The organism is Aeromonas sp. 30P (assembly GCF_051919805.1).
In the GTDB taxonomy this organism is placed as follows: domain Bacteria; phylum Pseudomonadota; class Gammaproteobacteria; order Enterobacterales; family Aeromonadaceae; genus Aeromonas; species Aeromonas veronii.
The window spans coordinates 2,333,194-2,352,908 of sequence record NZ_JBQBEA010000001.1 but is presented as its reverse complement, the minus strand read 5'-3'; the positions used below and the strand labels follow the sequence as shown (position 1 = coordinate 2,352,908).

Sequence of the window (19,715 nt, the reverse complement as noted above, 5' to 3'; positions counted from 1 at the left end):
ATGGTGTTGCAGAACACTATGCCAGTGTTCACCTTATTGAGTAAGGCAATAATTGGCATAGCGTTTTTTGCAGGGAAGGAATTTAGAAGAGATAGCTCAATTGTGCACCAGCCAGCCAAGCATCCCCTTCGGAAGTGCCGTCAAAATTGGACTGGTAGTGGGCCCGAACGCCGTTGGGCAGGCGAACAGATTGCGTGAAGGATTCATGTACCCCCACTTTTTTGCCATCGATCAGGGTGACGCCCACATCGACCGAGAGCGCCTTGCTGTACTGATATCCCACTCCCAGGCTGTACCAGATGCGATCCGAGTCAGGGATGGAAATGGTGCGATTAGCCGCAGGGACCGGACTCTCATCGTAGGCAATGCCGGAGCGCAGTTGCCACTTGGGCGCCACTTGATAGGTCATGCCGAGCGCATAGCGCCAGCTGTCTTGCCAGTTTTCATCCTTGATGTGCATCGGCCCCTGATGATCCAGACTGGCATCCAGCCCGACAAACTTGCTCCAGTTAGTCCAGTTGACGCTGCCATGGAGCGCGAGCTTGTCTGTGAGCTGCTGGAAGAAGGCAAGTTCGGCAGTGGCAGGCAGTGGCAGCACCAGATTGCCGGTATCTTTGAACGTCTGTCCCTGGTCATCTACCCCGACGGCATCCCCCTTGAGCTTGAGATCGACCCCGTTGCGATAGGTGAGACCGATACGGGTCCGCTCGCTTGGGGTGAGCAGCACACCGATATTCCAGCCAAGCTCGTTCCCTGTGCCTTCGAGATGCTTGGCGATCTTGTCCTGGTGGGGGAAAGTGCCACCTACTTCCCCCTCGCCACGAATAAGGGAAAGCCCCATGCCTGCGGAGAAGAAGGGGGTGAACTGATAGGCCAGGGCCGTGCCGAGCTCGACCGTCTTGATATCGGACACATTGCCAAAGTGGCCGGCGCTGTACCCTTTTGGCATCTCGATCCCGAGCCCGTATTGGGAGGAGAGGGAGAGCCCCAGGCTGAGCAGTTCATTCAGGGGGGTGACGACATAGAGGTTGGGTACCCAGGCATCACCCGCTACGTCGCTGGCGTCGGCGGACTTGTTGCCGATGGGCAGGCTACCCACTGGGGTCACGAACTTATCGCTCACACGCCCTTCGATATCGACCCGGGGGCGAATATAGATGAAGCCGCCGGAGAAGGCGGTCTGTTTGAAGCGGGTAATGGCACCCGGGTTGCGGCCCAATACGGAGGCGTTGTCGGCAATGGCGGCTTCACCGGCAAAGGCGCGTCCCAGGCCTGTAGCGGACTGTTCAGCCAGCTGGAACCCGGCGGCATGAGTCTGACCTGCGATCACCAGCAGGGCGATGGCGGACGGTTTGATGATGGGATGCATGGCAAAATCCTTGCTGTTACCCGAAGGTTCAATCGGTCATATGAATGGAGGCAGGATTTTATATGGTATGACCAGTAAGGCAACGGTAATGGCCTGTATCTGGATAAAACAAGATTAAATGCTGGGATGATGCACTCTAATGGCTTGATTAGAAAAGAAAAATAAACACGTGTGCGCTACATGTGTGCGCTGAGATGGTTTTGTGGGATAAAAAAAGAGCGCCTGGCGGCGCTCTTTCCATTCTATCAATAATCAGAACTTCATGTTGAACTGGGCAGAAGCTAGGAAGGCGTTGCCGTGGGAAGTACCTTGCCAACGTGGGTTGTTGATGGTTCCATCGTGGCTTACCAAGCCCTCATTAACATCGACCTTCTTGCCATCAAGGTAGGCCATGCCAAAGTCCACGCTCATATCGGTGTTGATATGGTAGGTGGCGCCAGCGCTATACCAGATACGATCTGAGTCCGGAATACTCAAGCTACGGTATTCAGCTTCAATCGGGGTGTTGTCATAGGCGAAGCCCAGACGTGCTTCCCAAGCCGGATTGATATACCAGGTACCACCGATGGAGTAGCGAGTAGAGTCTTTGAACTTTTCATCTTTTTGCAGACATACACCGTTTTTGCATTGAGAGCTTGTGGCTTTCAGCTCTTCAAATGCACTCCAGTCTGTCCAGTTGACTGAATAGTGGACTGCGAACTGTTGGTTTAGACGATGGTAACCTGCAAATTCAGCTTGAGCAGGCAGGTCGAGTTTTAGGTTCCCGTCAACGGTTTTATAGCCGGAAGTGGTGCCTTTAAAGTCACCATCAAAACTGAGATCGACTTGGGAACGGTAAGTCAGCGCGAAACGATGATTTTCGTTTACTTCATAGAGTGTGCCAACGTTCCAGCCAAAGCCCCATGTATCACCCTTCAAACTTGCAATTTTTGTATCGGCAGAATGCGGAACACCAGTTCCACCAGCCTTAACAGGTTGAGACAGCACTGGAGCCAAGACACCAGCGTAACGATTCAGTTCAGCCTCTGCGTATACAGCATTGATACCAGCACCAATACTAAATTGCTTGTTTACGCGATATGCAATATTCGGGTTGATATTGAAAGTTAAAAGCTCTGTATCGCCAGCACCTGAACCAGCAGCAAAATTCTTGTCATACTCGGTAGACAGACCGTAGTTAGAGAAAAGCCCAATACCCCATGCCCACTGATCATTTAGTGGCTGGATAAAGTAGGATGCGGGAACAAAGGCTGCAGGTGCGATATCTGAAGCCGATGCATCACGATTGAAGTAGTTTGGAACAGTTCCTGTTGGGGTAGTGAGGTTACCGCTAGTTTTGCCCTCCACATCCACATCCGGTTTGATGTAGGTACCGGACACAGAAACCGCCATCTTGTCGAAGGTAGTCATGGCAGCCGGGTTACGGGCCAGAACGGAGGCGTTGTCGGCGATAGCTGCTTCACCGGCATAGGCGCGACCCAGACCGGAGGCCGAGTGCTCGTTCAACTGGAATGCCGCGGCATGGACTTGACCGGTGGCCAGCGCGATGGTGGCGGCAATCAGGCTCTTTTTGAAAATTGTTGTCGTCATGGTGTTCTCTCTTGTAGGCAGATTTTTTTGCCGATATTGGCTGCACGTTCAATGCAAACCTCGACAAAATCCGTTTTTATTTCAGCTTCTTCCCAATCAATTCTGGCGTGATTCTATGGATCTGGTAGGAGGTAAGAAATCAGACCAGTGACAGCAGAATACATAAAAGTGATCGATGTGTTAATCATTTGTTTTAACTTGCTGTTTAATTCATCATTTTGAGGGTGTAAAGGTGGATTATTGACCTGGATTGCCGATCTCCGTCACAAAAATAATTTTGTCAATTTTTCGAAATCTTGAGGCAAATGAGTGACAAAGGGGAGTAATCAGGGGGGGAACAGGCAGCGGCTCGTGACCGCCGCCTGCTATTGAGGATGGATCTGAGGTTGTTAACCGGCGATGTTAAATGTCCCACTGCAGACGTGACTGCAGGGCGTTGGCAACGGGGGCAAGTGGCTCTTTCATCTCGCCAATCAGTACCATATTGGCGCCTTTGAGCTGGACTATCTCCCCTTTGAGGGTGCCATCTTCAAAGGTGGCCTGTTGCAGGGTTAATGGAACATGTTTGGGCACTAAAAAGAGGGTGACAGGCCCCATCTTTCCCTGGATCACCATGTGCAAGGCAGGTCCCTGATAAAACGAGCAGTGATTGACATAGGTCACCTTGAGCCCATCCATCCCGCTTAAGGTGGCGCCATACTTCTCCATCTTGGCATTTATGTTATGCAGATTGACCTGCTCATCGACACCTTCAATAAAGGGTTCTTCGCCATAGACATGAGCCATCGCCACCTGTGCGAGGGAGAGGGCTGCAGGAGCCGTTTCTGGCAGCGTGATCCAGCGGGTGCTCATTCCCAGCAGGAAGGCGACCGATGCAGCCAGGGCGATCTGGCGCCAGGATGTCGATGTCCGGATCTTGACCGGCGCCGTGCCAAGGGGGCGGGATGGCGGCAAATCATCTGGCGCGTCACTGTCTTGCTGCATGGCTTGCCTGAGCAGGATCCGCTCGGCCAGTCCGGCGGGAACCTCTACCTGCATGGCGCGCTTGAGGCTTCTGTCGAACTGCTTCATCTCGTCGAGATAGTTCCGATTGGCCTGGCTGGCTTCAGCTGTTTTGAGAAAATCCGGCAGTTGATCGTGGGGCTGGATCATGGCGTTGCGGCGAAATTCGAGTTCATCCATGTCCGTGTCCTCTTGCTTGGTTCTTCTGCTCCATCGCCTCCTTGATCTGGTTGCGGGCGCGGAACAGTCGAGTCATGACGGTGTTCTTGTTGAGGCCGAGCATCTCGGCAATCTCCTCACCACTGAATCCTCCCACGACTTGCAGCAGCAGTGGCTCCTGGTACTCCTCGGGCAACCGGGCGATGTGACGGTGCAACCACTCGTTCTCCATCTCCTGTTCACTGTGCAGCGCATCGTACTGGGGTTGAGGGTGATCGTCGAGATCCACCAGCTCCAGCTGTTTGCGTTCAAAGCGGCGGGCGTTCTCCCGTCTGAGGATGGTGATCAGCCACCCTTTGGCCGCCTTGTCATCCTGCAGGGTGTCGATCGCCTTCCAGGCACGAAGGAAGGTCTCTTGCACCAGATCTTCCGCTACGTTGGGATCCCGGGCCAGCCAGTAGGCATACCGGTAGAGATCGCCATGCAGCGCATGAACCAGTGCTTCAAATTTGGTTTGTTTGTCAGCCATGGGATCAGAGACCGGCGAAGTGGCCGGATCATTTCCACCAATATGCTGCTGAGCACGTTTTTTTCTAAAAAACAGCAGTGCCATAGGGCAATCCTTGTCAGGGGGCGTGGCGGCGGGAGCGGGAACTCCCGTGCGCCAGCAGGTAAATCAGGTACGCAATACCGGCCGTTTCATCAGCCCTGAGGGTACGCGCCAGAGCGCGCCACTCGATGGGCGGGCCAGAAGAGGGCCGTGCAAAACAGGCTCGCTCGAGTGCGGCGAGCGCGTTGCCGAGCCGATTATGCCCAGCGTCAGGCAACTGGCCTAATTGATAATAGGAGACCTGCCAGCGCATGGTCGCCCACTTGATCAGCGCCTTGCGACTGGCATCCGGCTGGTGTTGGGCAAGGGCACGTTGCAGTTGATAGAAGGCTCGCCAGCGGGGCCAGTGGCGCCATAGCGTACGCAGCGCCACGGCCAGCACGACCCACCAAAGGCTCTCTCGCAGTGCCATCTGTGATGTCTGCTGATCAGGTTGCCGATTTGTTGTTGCCTGAAACGTCAGCGTGATGGCAGGGAGGCTGGCCTGCTCAATCCGGCCGCTTTGGGTATTAAACCAGGGCAGATCAATGGGGGGTAGCTGATAGTCGCCGCTCTGCTCCGCGACCAGAGTCTGGCGCCACTGTCGCTCAAACAGCAGCTTGCCATCGCGGTAACGCTCCTGCTGTTGCTCGCCATCAGGATGTGCCTGTATGCCGTTTGGCAGTTGATGGGCCATCAGGGGGGCAAGCTGGATCTGGCCGCTGTCACCATTTTCCATGGTCAGGGTGAGGATACGGATCAGCGGTTCACCCACTTCCCCCGTGGAGGCCGGTTCAAGCCGTTGACTCAGGGTCAGCTGGGTGGCCACCGGCGTGGCGGGGGCCTTGTCGACCCTTACCTCGAGCGGTGCCGCGCGGGCCGAGAGTTTTTGCGGCTTGCTCCCTTGCTGCGTGAGCTGCCCCTGCAAGCGGGGTGAGTCGAGGTGCCAGAGTCCCGGCGCTTTTGCCTGAACGAGCCAGCTGCGGGTGAGCCTGCCGGGCAGACCTGCCTGAGCGGGGGCGATCCACTCGTCGCTACCGAGGCGACGGATGGTGAAGTGGGCAGAGCTAAGCTCGCTTAGCGCCGGGTTTTGCATACTGGTGGGCAGCCACAGTGTCAGCCGGTAGATCACCGGCTGGCCGGGATAGAGCGGGCCCTGATGTTCAAGGCTGGCCTGCATCTCGAGGGGCGAGGGGGCTGCGGGTTGCGGCAGCGCCGCTGTTTTCACCTCTCTCAATGGCAGGGTGAGCGAGGGAGTGAACTCATTTCCCAGCTTGAGCGGGGCAATCACCACCTCTGTATTTGCGGGTGAATTGCTCTGGTGCAGCGGGATCTGCCAGCGAGTCAGTTGTTGTACCGGGGTCGTGACCCGGCTCATGGTCACTCTGCCCACTGCAAACTGGCGTAGTAGGGGGGTGATCTCCAGTTCGCTGCTCTGGCGCTCGCCATCCGCTTCGATGATCAGCAGCCAATCGCTGGGGTCGGCCCCCGGCAGCAGCTCTACCCGAGGGGGCAAAGCCCAGCAAAGTGGACTCGCGAGTGCGAGCAACAGCCCCCATCCTGCCCGTGTCACCAGGGCTCCTCCACCTTGATCAGGTCCCGGCGTAGTGCATCTTTGCGCAGTCGCTGCTCCAGCAGCAACACAGGGGGAGAGGGGGGCAGGGGCATTGCTGCTGCCTGCTGTTCAGCCGATGGTTCGGGTTGCTTGCTGGTGCTGGTATCGGGAGCGGCGGCCGCACCGCCTTGCAACAGAGAGAGGTTATAGAGCGCATCTTCATGGCCGGGTTCAAGCGCCAGAGCGGCCAGATAGGCCTCTTTGGCTGCGGCAAACTCCCCCAGTTGCAGCAGGGCATTGCCGCGGTTGTAGTGGGCGGTGGCACTCTCTGCTTCCTGATAGGCTGCGATGGCTGGCCGGTAGGCACCAGCCCGATACCAGGCGTTGCCGCGCCAGACTGGATCGTTGAAGGTGCGAGCTGCCCGCTGAAAATCCCCCTCTTGATAAGCCAGCATCGCTTGCAGATCCCCCCTCTCTGTTGCTTGCAGATCTTGTGGCGCAAGCAGCTGAGCTCCCACCATCAGCGCCATCATCAACCGGGCGCCGACTCTGGCCAGCAAGGCCAGTGGTAACAAGGGGATCAGCAGCCAGGGGCCAAGATCCAGTGGTGCCGGGGTGAGGGCCGAGGTGGTGGTGGGCAGCGGTGCAAAGTGAGGGACATCGCTATCAAGCCATTGCAGCTCACCGCCGAGGCGATTGGCCAGTGCGGCAATGGCCTGACTATCGGGGGCGGGCAACTGCGCGGGCATGCGGGTGGCAAACCCCAACTCATTGGCCGGAATGGCGGGCATGGGGGCCGGTTGACCGCTGCTGGCAAGCAGAATATCGAGGCGTGACGACTGGGTATGGCGGCAAAGAAGGCGTTGCTGGCAGGGCCACAGAGCAGCGATTTGGGTCATCTGATTCCGGGTGAGGTCGTCGGTGATCAACAGCAGACGGGCTTGTTCTCCAGGGGCCAGCTGCTTCATGGCAAGTTCCACCGCCCGTGCCGGGTTGCTGCCCTGCAACGGCATGATATCGGGGCGCAAGTCGGGTAGTAGAAGCGAAAGGGCCTGATGATCCCGGGTGGGCGGCATGGCGAGGTAGGCATCGCCCGCGTAGAGGATCAGCGCAATGCGCTCGCCCTTGGCGCGGCTCAGCAGCTGCTGTAATTGCCATCTGACCCGGGTTGCCCGATCCGGTTTGAGATCGGTGGCGGTCATCGAGCGTGACAAGTCCAGTAGCCAGATATCGAGCGGTGCTGCAGGCTGCTGTTGCAGCTCACCGCGCAGTGCGGGACCACTGAGGGCCAAAATGACGGGCAGGGTTGCCAGCCAGAGCCAGGGACGTTGAGGACGGGATGCTGGCAGCAGATAAGCCTGCATCGCAGGTGCGAGCAGCGGGGGCTGGCGACGACGGTGCCACCCTTGCCAGAGCCAGGGGATGAGTGCGATCAGCCACAGAGGGCGGAGCAAGATCAGCTCCATCTGCGCGCGCCTCGTACCAGCCAGTTACGCACCATGCGAAACTCCAGCCTGCCGTGCCCTGACGGCAGAAGCAACAAGCCACAAAGCAGTGCCAACGGCCAGGGGTAGAGCTCGATCACCGGCTGGTACTGGGCAATCGGCATGGGGGCAGGTTCAAGGGCATTGAGAGTCGCGTTGATGGCATCGAGATCGCTTTGGGTGCGTGCCCGAAAGTAACGACCCTGGCCTGTCTGGGCCAGCTCTTTCAGGAGCAGCTCGTCCAGTTCGCTGCTGGGATCGGCCTGACCGCTGCCTGCCTCATCGTAGGGTTGGATAAAGGTATCGGGATCGGCCCCGACCCCCAGCGTGTAGATCCGTATTCCCTGCGCTGCGGCGAGTTTTGCCTCCTGCAGCGGGTCGGCATTGCCTGCGGTATTGCGGCCATCAGTGACCAGCAGCAGGGCGGTGGGGCGACCCGGATCTCCATGCTGACGTGCCAGCTGGATGGCTTCGCCAAGGGCGGTGGTTCGGCCGACCAGATCAAAATCGAGCTCGTCGCTCAAGGTCAACAGCGCCGGGATCTCCTGAGTGAGGGGAGAGAGCAGGTAGGCGTGATCGGCAAATACGATGAGGCCCACCCTGTCTCCGGCCCGTTTAGCGATCAGCGCCTTGATCTGCTGGCGCACCGCCGTTAGCCGTGCTTGCTGCTCGCCGTTATCGAGCATATCCGGGGTGCGCATGCTGTCTGACAAATCCACCGCCAGCAGCAGATCCCGACTCCCTTCATATTGAATAACCGGTTCCCCCCACCACTGGGGGCGGCAGAGGGCGAGGATAAGGGCGCACCAGAGCAGCATGGCCCGCCAGAGCGGCAATCCGGCCTGAGGGCGCAGCAGCGCAAACCCGGGGTGAGCCAGATAACCGCGGCGCAGGGGCGGCAAGCCGAATCGCACCAGCAAGGGCAGCACCAGCGCCAGCGCAAACCATGGCCAGGCCAGGATCATGAATGCCTCCGTGCGGCTTTACGCCCCGAGCGGGGAGAGCGTTGCAAGAAAAGGGTCTGACCCCAGCGGCGATAATGTTGCCGAAGCAGCTCGCACTGTTCGCGAGTCGGGTTCTGGCTGCCATAGAGCCAACTGCTCCAGTGAGACGAGAACTGGCTAAAATTGGTGCCGCCGTGACGATCGACGAAGGCGAGCCACGCCTCTCCCTGCAACTGGCGCGCCTCGGGCCAGCGTTGCAGTGCTTCATGACGCAGGGACTCCTGTATGCGTGCCACCAGCAGTGCCGGATCTCCCTCCAGCTGACGACACCAGCGGCGGTAACGTATCACCCTGAGGGCAATCAGGACGATCAGCAGCAGAAGAAAACCGGCGATCAGGAGCCACAATAGCGCCTGCACCCGGGGATCAAGACTCTGTTCAATAAGATCCGGCCCCGGGTGAATATCCCGCATCAGGGCAGCCAGCGGCGGGGTGATGGCCTCGGAGGCGGGGCTGGCACTATCGAGTTCGGCGGGCGTGATCATCCCTGATGACATAACCCCTCCTGCCACTGCTGTTGCAGCGTCTGGCTGTTATCGAGCAGATAGAGACGCTGCACCAATGGCAACAGCAACTGTTTGCCGTGGGCCAGCTGCTGCTCGGCGGCATGCCGGTAGCGCTGGGAGAAACCGGCATGGCCCCCATCCAGCCAGCCCTGATAGTGCTGCCCTGGCCGATCGATGGCCACTGGCAGCTGGCCGTCAGGGGGAAGGGCTGCCTCGAGGGGGTCACGGATCTGCCAATAGTGAATATCATGGCGCCGGGAGAGCAGTTGCAATTGCTGACAGAGCACCGACTCGCAGGGTCTGTGATCGGTGATGATCGTCAGCTTGGCACCGTGAGGCAGCTTCACGCCGGACAAGGTGTCGGCCAGAGAGTGAGAAAGCGCCCGGCGTGCCAGCCCTTGCTGATAGTGATGGCAGAGGGATTCGAGCAGGGGCAGCACGCTGCCGCGCTGGCTCTGGTGATGGGGGATAAGCCCGTGGCAGATCAGGGTGTTGTGCTGCTTCTCCCCTTGCCAGATCAGGGCTGCAGCCAGCTCGCACCCCAGACGCGCCTTGAGCTGCAGCGTGGAGCCGAAATACATGGCAGGAGAGAGATCGAGCAGCAGCCAGTGCGCTTGATCGAGCTCCTCGCTATAGAGGCGGGTATAGGGACGACCGAGGCGTGCGGTCACTCGCCAGTCGATATGGCGTACCTCGTCACCAGCCTGATAGGCGCGCAGCTCCCGAAACGTGAGTCCGGGAGAGCGACCCGGTTTGCCGCGTTCGCTGCTGCTTCTGCCTGCGTGAGGTGGCTGCCTGGCCTTGGCCCAGAGCCGGATATTGAGCAGCCGTGGCAGTGACAGGGCGATATCGGGATGCAGACCGGGTTCTAGGGACATGGCACCTGATCCAGCAGTTGGGCGATCAGGATATCGTTATCCAGATTGTCGGCCAGTGCCTGATAGCTGGGAATAAGGCGGTGGCGCAGCACCGGATAGGCTTGCAGCTGGATATCTTCCGGCAGCACATAATCACGTCCGGCGAGCCAGGCGCGGGCGCGGGCGGAGCGAGCCAGCCCCAGCGTAGCCCGAGGGCTGGCTCCCACGGCAATCAATGGCTCAAGGGCATGGCACAGGCCGCTGCCCGGGCGAGTGGCGCAGACCAGCTCCACCAGATAGTGCTCCAGTCTGCTTTGCATGGTCACCGCCAGCACTTCGTTGCGAGCACCTTGCAAGGTGGTCTGGCTCAGAGTCACCGGTGCCGCGCCAAGCTGTTCGCCGCTGGCGTTGAGCTGCAAGATGGCGAGTTCCATGGTGGGGCTCGGGTAGTCCACCATCAACTTGAGCAAAAAACGGTCGAGCTGAGCCTCCGGCAGGGGATAGGTCCCCTCCTGCTCGATGGGATTCTGGGTAGCGGCCACCATAAAGAGAGGCGGCAGCCGCCAGCTCTTTTTGCCCACGGTTATCTGGTGTTCAGCCATGGCTTCAAGTAGTGCTGATTGCACCTTGGCCGGCGCCCGGTTGATCTCGTCCGCCAGCACCAGATGGTTGAAGAGGGGGCCCGGTTGGAATACAAAACTGGCATCCTGCGGATGAAACACCTCGCTGCCAGTGAGATCGGCGGGAAGCAGGTCGGGGGTAAACTGGATACGGGAAAAGCGTCCCTCGACGGCGCCAGCGAGCGCCTTGACGGCGCGGGTTTTGGCCAGCCCGGGAGCCCCTTCGATTAACACATGTCCTTCACATAACATGGCAATCAGGAGTCCTTCAATTAGCTCCTCCTGCCCCAGGATCTGACTGCCAAGATAGTCCCTAAGCGCTCTGAACTCCGCCGCTGCCATGCGATAAACCCGTTGTTTTTATGGAAGTTGATCTTTTTATACTCCAGTTGCTCCCCAAGGGCGAGCAAAGGGGCCTTGCCGTGCTTAATTTAGTTTCAATCAGCTGTATGAAACTTGTGATTGGATTGTTAAGATGTGGCGCAATGAGGTCAGACCTCTGCCTTTTAAACCAAGGAGCCAGGATGAAACAGCCATTGAAACTGACGACTCGCCAGGGCGAACGGATTGCCGTCGTGGCGGGGCTGCGTACCCCCTTTGCCAAGCAGGCCACCGCCTTTCATGGCGTGCCTGCAGTCGATCTCGGCAAACTGGTGGTGAGCGAGATGCTCGCCCGTACCGATCTCGATCCCAAGCTTATCGACCAGCTGGTGTTTGGCCAGGTGGTTCAGATGCCGGAAGCCCCCAACATTGCTCGCGAGATCGTGCTCGGTACCGGCATGAGCGTCAATACCGATGCCTATAGCGTCTCCCGCGCTTGCGCCACCAGTTTTCAGGCGGTGGCCAACGTCACCGAATCCATCATGGCCGGTACCGTAGACATCGCCATCGCCGGCGGCGCTGACTCCTCTTCCGTGCTGCCCATCGGGGTGAGCAAGAAGCTGGCCCGCGCCCTGGTGGATCTCAACAAGGCGCGCAATCTGCAGCAGCGCTTCAATATTCTGCGGACATTGAGGGTCAAGGATTTGCTGCCGGTGCCGCCTGCGGTGGCGGAATATTCGACCGGTCTCTCCATGGGACAGACCGCCGAGCAGATGGCCAAGAGTCACCATATCAGCCGCGAGGCGCAAGATGCGCTGGCTCATCGCTCCCACACCCTGGCTGCAGAAGCGTGGGCGCAAGGCAAGCTCAGTGGCGAGGTGTTTACCGCCCATGTGCCCCCTTACAAGTCACCGCTGGAGCGGGACAACAATATCCGTGAAAGCTCCGATCTGGCGAGCTACGCCAAGCTCAAGCCGGTGTTTGACCGGGTCCATGGCACAGTCACTGCTGCCAATGCCACCCCGCTCACTGACGGCGCCGCTGCCGTGCTGTTGATGCGGGAAGGGCGGGCGAAAGAGCTGGGCCTCGAACCGCTTGGCTATATCCGCAGCTTCGCTTTTTCGGCCATCGATGTGTGGCAGGACATGCTGATGGGGCCCTCCTATGCCACGCCGCTGGCGCTGGACAGAGCCGGCATCACGCTCGGTGATCTGACCCTGATCGACATGCACGAAGCCTTTGCCGCCCAGACTCTGGCCAACCTCAAGATGTTCTCAAGCCACGAGTTTGCCCGTGACAAGCTGGGCCGCGATCAGGCCATCGGCGAGGTGGACATGGAGAAGTTCAACGTCCTCGGCGGTTCGCTGGCCTATGGCCACCCCTTTGCCGCGACCGGTGCGCGGATGATCACCCAGACCCTGCACGAGCTGCGTCGTCGCGGCGGGGGATTGGGGCTCAACACCGCCTGCGCGGCGGGTGGATTGGGCGTGGCTATGGTGTTGGAGGTTGAATAATGAGCGCTAAGACTTTTTCCCTGGATGTTCGCAAAGATGGCATCGGCATCCTCACCATGGATGTGCCGGGCGAGAGCATGAATACCCTCAAGGCTGCCTTTGTGGAGGAGATCCGCACCGTGCTGGCCGAAGTGAAACGCAACAAGGATTTGATCGGTCTGGTGATCACCTCCGGCAAGAAGGACTCCTTCATTGCCGGTGCTGATATCACCATGCTGGCTGCCTGCACCAGTGCCAAGGATGCCGAGACACTGTCACGAGAAGGGCAGGAGATCTTTGCCGAGATCGAGGGACTGACCATTCCGGTGATCGCCGCCATTCACGGCCCCTGCCTCGGAGGAGGGCTGGAGCTGGCTCTTGCCTGTCATGGCCGGGTGGTGACCGATCACGGCAAATCTGTGCTGGGATTGCCGGAAGTTCAGCTCGGTCTGCTGCCGGGCTCTGGCGGTACCCAGCGTCTGCCGCGCCTTATCGGGGTGGCCAAGGCGCTGGATCTGATGCTGACCGGCAAGCAGGTGCGGGCCAAACAAGCCAAGAAATTGGGGCTGGTGGACGATGTGGTGCCGCCGTCAATCTTGCTGGATGCTGCCATCAAGCTGGCCAAGAAGGGCAAACCGCGCCATCAGTTGAAACGTGATCTGCAGGGCAAGGTGCTGGAGACCAACAAACTGGGTCGAAAGGTGCTGTTCGATCAGGCCAGCAAGGGGGTTAAAGCCAAGACCCGTGGCAACTACCCGGCGCCGGAGCGGATCCTGGACGTTGTGCGCATTGGCGTGGAGGAGGGAATGAAGGCCGGTCTGGCCGCCGAGTCCCGCCACTTTGGCGAGCTGGTGATGACTGCTGAGTCTGCCGCCCTGCGTTCCATCTTCTTTGCCACCACCGAGATGAAGAAAGAGGTCACCTATCAGGGGGCCGAGCCGCGCAAGGTGGCCCATGCCGCCGTGCTGGGCGGTGGTCTGATGGGGGGCGGCATTGCGTTCGTCACCGCTACCAAGGCGGGAGTGCCGGTGCGGATCAAGGATGTGGCAAGTAGTGGCATCGGTAATGCCATGCGCTACAGCTACGACATTCTGGCCAAGAAGCTCAAGCGTCGTCACATTCTGCGCAGCGAACTGGAAAAACAGATGAGCTTGCTGACCGGCACCCTCGACTACTCCGGTTTCCACCGGGTCGACATGGTGGTGGAGGCGGTGTTTGAAGATCTCGCGCTCAAACACCAGATGGTGAAGGACGTGGAGCGTGAGTGCGGTGAGCACACAGTGTTTGCATCCAACACCTCCTCCCTGCCCATCAACCAGATTGCGGCAGAGGCGGCGCACCCAGAGCGAGTCGTGGGGCTGCACTACTTCAGCCCGGTGGACAAGATGCCGCTGGCGGAGATCATCCCCCACGCTGGTACCAGTGCCGAGACGGTCGCCACCACTCTGGCCTTTGCCCGTGCTCAGGGTAAAACGCCTATTGTGGTGAAGGACGAAGCCGGTTTCTACGTCAACCGCATCCTGGCGCCCTACATGAATGAGGCGGCAAGACTGGTGCTGGAAGGGGAGCCGGTGGAGGTGCTGGACAGCGCGCTGCTGGACTTTGGTTTCCCGGTTGGCCCCATCACCTTGCTGGACGAGGTGGGGATCGATGTGGGCGCCAAGATCTCCCCCATTCTCGAGAAAGAGCTGGGCGGCGAGCAGTTCCAGGCGCCCAAGGCGTTCGACAAGCTGCTGCAAAATGATCGCAAGGGACGCAAGAACGGCAAGGGCTTCTACCTCTATGGCAAGGCGGCACCGCGCAACAAGCTGACCGGCAAAGAGGGCAAGAAGACGGTGGACGAGAGCGTCTATGGCGTGCTCGGCATCAAGCCTTCTGCAAAGCTGGCCCGTCAGGAGATAGCCGAGCGTTGCGTATTGTTGATGCTCAACGAAGCGGCCATGGCGCTGGATAGCGGTGTGGTGGCGTCGGCCCGTGATGGTGATATCGGCGCCATCTTCGGCATCGGTTTCCCGCCTTTCCTTGGCGGCCCGTTCCGCTACATGGATACCCTCGGGATCGATCATCTGGTTGGCCGTCTGGAGTATTACCAGAAGCGCCACGGCGACCGGTTTGCTCCCTGTGCCCGCCTCAAGGCGATGGCCGCAGAGCAGCAGACCTTCTACTGATAACCGCTGCCGATTGACCGCAAGGCAAAGAGGCCCGCACACCATGCGGGCCTCTTTCTATGTTGTGGTTTGTTCCGGTTGTGCTGCGATGATGCAAGCAGAGGCAAACGCTGATAAAAAACGGCCCACCGAAGTGGGCCGTCGAGATATCACGTCACGGATCAGATCCCCGGTTTGCGCTCCGGGCAGCGGCCGATAATATCGGGTGGCAGTTCACCGTTGTCCTGCTCCAGCACTACATCAAACCCCCACAGCTGATGGAGGTGTTTGAGCACCTCATGGCGTGAGTCGCCAAGGGGTATGCGGTTGTGGGGCACATAGCGCAGGGTGAGGGAGCGATCCCCCTTCACGGCAACGTTGTAGACCTGAATATTGGGTTCCAGATTGCTGAGGTTGTATTGGGCCGACAGGGTATTGCGCACCTGACGGTACCCTTCGTCATTGTGGATGGCGGAGACCTTCAGATAGTTCTTCAGATCGTCGTCATCAATAGCGAACAGCTTCATATCCCGCATCACTTTCGGGCTTAAGAACTGGCTGATAAAGCTCTCGTCCTTGAAGTTCTGCATGGCAAAGTGGAGGGTTTCGACCCAGTTGCTGCCGGCATAGTCGGGGAACCAGTATTTATCTTCCTCGGTCGGGTTCTCGCAGATGCGGCGCAGGTCGGTAAACATAGCAAACCCCAGCGCATAGGGGTTGATCCCCGAGTAGTAGCGGCTGTTGTAGGCCGGTTGATAGACCACGTTGGTGTGGCTGTGCAGCACCTCCATCATGAAGCGATCGCTCAGCTTGCCCTCGTCATAGAGGTGATTGAGGATGGTGTAGTGCCAGAAGGTGGCCCACCCCTCGTTCATCACCTGGGTCTGCTTTTGCGGATAGAAATACTGGCTGATTTTGCGCACTATTCGTACCACTTCCCGCTGCCAGGGCTCCAGCAAGGGGGCATTCTTCTCGATGAAGTAGAGAATGTTCTCCTGGGGCTCTGCGGGGTAGCGCCTGTCCTCCACACCAGCGGCTTTATGCTGCTTGGGCAGGGTACGCCACAGCTCGTTGACCTGAGTCTGCAGATAATCTTCCCGCGCCTTCTGGCGCCGTTTCTCCTCTGCCATCGAGATCTTCTGGGGACGCTTGTAGCGATCCACCCCGAAGTTCATCAGGGCATGGCAGGAGTCGAGCAGCTGCTCCACCGCCTCGATGCCATGCTTCTCTTCACACTGGGTGATGTAGTTCTTGGCGAACAGCAGGTAGTCGATGATGGAGGAGGCATCGGTCCAGGCCTTGAACAGGTAGTTGTTTTTGAAGAAGGAGTTGTGGCCGTAGCAGGCGTGTGCCATCACCAGCGCCTGCATCGGCATGGTGTTCTCCTCCATCAGGTAGGCGATGCAGGGATCGGAGTTGATGACGATCTCGTAGGCCAGTCCCATCTGGCCGCGCTTGTAGTTGCGCTCGGTATGGATAAAGCGCTTGCCGAACGACCAGTGTTGATAGCCGATGGGCATGCCGACGCTGGAGTAGGCATCCATCATCTGCTCGGCGGTGATCACCTCGATCTGGTTGGGGTAGGTATCCAGCTTGTAGAAACGGGCGACCCGGGCGATCTCCTGGTGATAGGTCTCCAGCAGATCGAAGTTCCAGTCTGGTCCGTCATCCAGTGGCGCTACACGTTTTTCTGTTTCGATCATGTGACCTCCTCACGCCGCTTGTTTCTTGAACAGCTCGCGGAACACCGGATAGATATCCTCGACCTTGCGAATGTGCTCCATCGCAAAGTGGGGGAACTGGCTGGCTACCGACTCATATTCGTGCCACAGGGTCTGGTGGGCACGGGTGGTGATCTCGATGTAGGAGTAGTACCGCACCCTTGGCATGATGTCCCGCGCCAAGATCTCCCTGCACTGCGGTGAGTCATCAGCCCAGTTGTCACCATCCGATGCCTGCGCCGCATAGATGTTCCACTGGTTGGCGGGATAACGCTCATTGATGATGTCATTCATCATCTTGAGGGCGCTGGAGACGATGGTGCCGCCAGTCTCCTGGGAGTAGAAAAACTCGTGCTCGTCTACCTCCTTGGCTTGAGTGTGGTGGCGGATATAGACCACCTCGACGTTCTTGTAAGTCCGGCTCAGGAACAGATAGAGCAGGATATAGAAACGTTTGGCCATCTCCTTGGTGGCCTGATCCATGGAGCCCGAGACGTCCATCAGACAGAACATCACCGCCTGACTGGAAGGGACGGGCCGTTTGACGAAGTTGTTGAACTTGAGATCGAAGGTGTCAATAAACGGCACCGCATCAATCCGCCGTTTCAGCTCCCTGATCTCCTTCTCGAGCAGGGCTATTTCGGCAAAGTGCTCGTTGGGATCGGTGGCCAGCAGGGCCAGCCGATCTTCCAGTTCATGCAATTGGCGTTTCTTGCCTGCTTGCAGCGCCATGCGCCGCGCCAGCGAATTTTGCAGGGAACGCACCACGTTGATGTTGGCGGGCACCCCGTTTGAGGTGTAGCCCGCCCGATAGGTTTTCACCTCCATCAGCTGGTTGAGCTGGGTTTTCTGCAGCCTGGGCAGCTCCAGATCTTCAAACAGCAGATCGAGATACTCATCCTTGGAGATCTGGAACACGAAATCATCGGCCCCTTCACCCTGATTGGATGCCTGTCCCTCGCCGGAACCCTGTCCGCCGCCCCCTCCTTTGGGACGGTCAATCTTGTCGCCGGAGACGAACTGGTCATTGCCGGGATGCACCATCTCCCGTTTACCACCGTGCCCCTGATGAAAATGGGGCTCGCCGATATCCTTGGTCGGGATGCTGATGCTCTCGCCCTTGTCTACGTCCTGAATGCTGCGCTTGGAGACAGCATCCGAGACCGCTTGTTTTATCTGCTTCTTGTAGCGGCGGATGAAGCGCTGCCGATTGACAGCGCTTTTGTTTTTGCCGTTGAGCCTGCGGTCGATAAAATGCGCCATAACTCCCCCTTGAACAGTCAGGGTCAGGATGACTTGCGTACCCTGAGATACCATTCGGAGAGCAGTCGCACCTGTTTGCGGGTGTAGCCTTTCTCCATCATCCGTTCGACAAAGTTATCGTGCTTCTTCTGCTCCTCGGCCGAGGTTTTGCTGTTGAAGGAGATAACCGGCAGCAGCTCTTCCGTGTTGGAGAACATCTTCTTCTCGATCACGGTGCGCAGCTTCTCGTAACTGGTCCAGTTGGGGTTACGGCCTGCATTGTTGGCCCGGGCACGCAGCACGAAGTTGACGATTTCGTTACGGAAATCTTTCGGGTTGCTGATCCCGGCGGGTTTTTCAATTTTCTCCAGCTCGCTGTTGAGGGACGCTCTGTCAAACAGCTGGCCGGTTTCGGGGTCACGGTACTCCTGATCCTGGATCCAGAAGTCGGCGTAGGTGACGTAGCGATCGAAGATGTTCTGACCGTACTCGGAGTAGGACTCGAGATAGGCGGTCTGGATCTCCTTGCCGATGAACTCCACATAGCGCGGGGTCAGATAGCCCTTGATGAACTCAAGGTAGCGATCGTGCAGCTCTTGCGGGAACTGTTCGCGCTCGATCTGCTGCTCCAGCACATAGAAGAGGTGCACCGGGTTGGCGGCCACTTCCGCGTGGTCGAAGTTGAAGACGCGGGAGAGGATCTTGAACGCAAAACGGGTAGAGAGACCATTCATCCCCTCGTCCACACCGGCGTAGTCGCGATACTCCTGATAGCTCTTCGCCTTGGGATCGGTGTCTTTGAGGCTCTCGCCATCATAGACCCGCATCTTGGAGTAGATGCTGGAGTTTTCCGGCTCTTTCAGCCGTGACAACACCGAGAACTGGCCCAGCAGTTCGAGGGTACCCGGGGCGCATTTGGCCTCGGTCAATTCGCTGTTGATCAGCAGTTTCTCGTAGATCTTCACCTCTTCGGAGACGCGCAGGCAGTAAGGCACCTTGACGATGTAGACCCGGTCGAGGAAGGCCTCGTTGTTCTTGTTGTTGCGGAACTGCTGCCACTCGGATTCGTTGGAGTGAGCGAGCAAGATGCCGTCAAAGGGGAGGGCTGAGAGCCCTTCGGTACCGTTGTAGTTACCCTCCTGGGTTGCTGTCAGCAGCGGGTGCAGTACCTTGATAGGCGCCTTGAACATCTCCACAAACTCCATCACCCCCTGGTTCGCTTTACAGAGCGCACCTGAGTAGGAGTAGGCATCGGCGTCATCCTGGGCGAAGTGCTCCAGCATGCGGATGTCGACCTTGCCGACCAGTGAGGAGATGTCCTGGTTGTTGTCATCACCGGGTTCAGTCTTGGCAATGGCGATTTGATCGAGGATGGAGGGGTTGACCTTCTCCACCTTGAACTTGGTGATGTCGCCGCCAAACTCGTGCAGACGTTTGGCCACCCAGGGGGACATGATGGGACGCAGGTAGCGGCGCGGGATGCCGTACTCTTTTTCCAGGATCTCCCCATCCTCTTCGATGTCGAACAGGCAGAAGGGGTGATCGTTGACCGGTGAGCCCTTGATGCGATAGATGGGCACCTTCTGCATCAGGGATTTGAGTTTCTCTGCCAGCGAGGATTTACCGCCGCCAACGGGGCCCAGCAGATAGAGGATTTGTTTCTTCTCTTCCAACCCTTGGGCGGAGTGTTTGAGGTAGGAGACGATCTGTTCGATGGCCTCTTCCATCCCGTAGAAATCCTTGAAGGCGGGATAGCGTGCCACGACGCGGTTGGAGAAGAGTCGGCTCAGTCTGGGGTTGGCTGAGGTGTCTACCATCTCCGGCTCACCAATGGCGGTCAGCAGACGCTCGGCTGCGGAGGCGTAGCAGGCTTTGTCCTGCTTACACATATCCAGGAACTCCTGGATGGTATATTCCTCTTCTCTCGCTTTTTCATATCGCTGTTGGTAATGCTCGAATATGCCCATAACTTTGCCCTCGTTATAGTCGCTTACCCTGAAAAAAGTGGATGACTGCTTTTGTGTTGTGCGCTTTTAAAGCCTAGTCAACAGACTCC

Annotated in this window: 15 protein-coding genes; 2 read left to right on the top strand and 13 right to left on the bottom strand. The window is 58.4% G+C overall.

Annotated elements, in window-relative coordinates:
- Positions 1-82 precede the first annotated feature (82 nt).
- The 10 genes from ACTG2B_RS10805 to ACTG2B_RS10760 form a co-directional block, all read right to left on the bottom strand.
- Complete coding sequence (locus tag ACTG2B_RS10805) at positions 83-1,369, bottom strand: outer membrane protein transport protein (RefSeq protein ID WP_439995722.1); 1,287 nt, start codon at positions 1,367-1,369, stop codon at positions 83-85.
- Positions 1,370-1,621: 252 nt separating this feature from the next.
- A complete protein-coding gene (locus ACTG2B_RS10800) occupies positions 1,622-2,959 on the bottom strand; it encodes an outer membrane protein transport protein (protein ID WP_179901558.1) in 1,338 nt (445 codons plus the stop codon).
- Between the two features lie 402 nt (positions 2,960-3,361).
- On the bottom strand, positions 3,362-4,141 hold the full coding sequence (locus ACTG2B_RS10795) for a DUF3379 domain-containing protein (protein WP_257123077.1): 780 nt from the start codon (positions 4,139-4,141) through the stop codon (positions 3,362-3,364).
- Positions 4,134-4,733, bottom strand: coding sequence for a sigma-70 family RNA polymerase sigma factor (locus ACTG2B_RS10790; protein ID WP_257123076.1), 600 nt, complete (start codon positions 4,731-4,733; stop codon positions 4,134-4,136). Before ACTG2B_RS10790 ends, ACTG2B_RS10795 begins: the two co-directional genes overlap by 8 nt.
- 13 nt (positions 4,734-4,746) lie before the next feature.
- Positions 4,747-6,258, bottom strand: coding sequence for a hypothetical protein (locus ACTG2B_RS10785; RefSeq protein ID WP_439995720.1), 1,512 nt, complete (start codon positions 6,256-6,258; stop codon positions 4,747-4,749).
- 20 nt (positions 6,259-6,278) lie between these two features.
- A complete protein-coding gene (locus ACTG2B_RS10780; protein WP_439995719.1) occupies positions 6,279-7,730 on the bottom strand; it encodes a VWA domain-containing protein in 1,452 nt (483 codons plus the stop codon).
- Positions 7,721-8,713: a VWA domain-containing protein gene (locus ACTG2B_RS10775; protein WP_429200396.1), complete on the bottom strand. Its 993-nt coding sequence runs from the start codon at positions 8,711-8,713 to the stop codon at positions 7,721-7,723. The genes ACTG2B_RS10780 and ACTG2B_RS10775 overlap by 10 nt, the downstream gene beginning before the upstream one ends.
- Positions 8,710-9,249 carry a DUF4381 family protein gene (locus ACTG2B_RS10770; protein ID WP_429200397.1) on the bottom strand — a complete coding sequence of 180 codons (540 nt, stop codon included), beginning with the start codon at positions 9,247-9,249 and terminating at the stop codon, positions 8,710-8,712. Before ACTG2B_RS10770 ends, ACTG2B_RS10775 begins: the two co-directional genes overlap by 4 nt.
- Entirely contained in the window at positions 9,234-10,136 is a 903-nt protein-coding gene (locus ACTG2B_RS10765) for a DUF58 domain-containing protein (protein ID WP_429200398.1), read from the bottom strand. Before ACTG2B_RS10765 ends, ACTG2B_RS10770 begins: the two co-directional genes overlap by 16 nt.
- Positions 10,127-11,077, bottom strand: a complete 951-nt coding sequence (locus tag ACTG2B_RS10760; protein WP_439995717.1) for an AAA family ATPase — start codon at positions 11,075-11,077, stop codon at positions 10,127-10,129. The genes ACTG2B_RS10765 and ACTG2B_RS10760 overlap by 10 nt, the downstream gene beginning before the upstream one ends.
- Positions 11,078-11,259: 182 nt before the next feature.
- Here ACTG2B_RS10760 and fadI point away from each other — a divergent pair, with 182 nt between their 5' ends.
- A complete protein-coding gene (fadI, locus tag ACTG2B_RS10755) occupies positions 11,260-12,570 on the top strand; it encodes an acetyl-CoA C-acyltransferase FadI (protein WP_439995715.1) in 1,311 nt (436 codons plus the stop codon).
- A complete protein-coding gene (gene fadJ / locus ACTG2B_RS10750; RefSeq protein WP_139459275.1) occupies positions 12,570-14,717 on the top strand; it encodes a fatty acid oxidation complex subunit alpha FadJ in 2,148 nt (715 codons plus the stop codon). Before fadI ends, fadJ begins: the two co-directional genes overlap by 1 nt.
- A 161-nt stretch (positions 14,718-14,878) precedes the next feature.
- Here fadJ and ACTG2B_RS10745 read toward each other — a convergent pair whose 3' ends face one another.
- Genes ACTG2B_RS10745 through ACTG2B_RS10735 form a run of 3 tightly spaced genes read right to left on the bottom strand, consistent with a single transcriptional unit; the run spans position 14,879 to position 19,626 of the window.
- Positions 14,879-16,399: a SpoVR family protein gene (locus ACTG2B_RS10745; RefSeq protein ID WP_421349539.1), complete on the bottom strand. Its 1,521-nt coding sequence runs from the start codon at positions 16,397-16,399 to the stop codon at positions 14,879-14,881.
- Positions 16,400-16,408: 9 nt separating this feature from the next.
- Positions 16,409-17,680, bottom strand: a complete 1,272-nt coding sequence (locus ACTG2B_RS10740) for a YeaH/YhbH family protein (RefSeq protein WP_005360363.1) — start codon at positions 17,678-17,680, stop codon at positions 16,409-16,411.
- A 23-nt stretch (positions 17,681-17,703) separates the two neighbouring features.
- On the bottom strand, positions 17,704-19,626 hold the full coding sequence (locus tag ACTG2B_RS10735; RefSeq protein WP_005333223.1) for a PrkA family serine protein kinase: 1,923 nt from the start codon (positions 19,624-19,626) through the stop codon (positions 17,704-17,706).
- Positions 19,627-19,715: the final 89 nt, after the last annotated feature.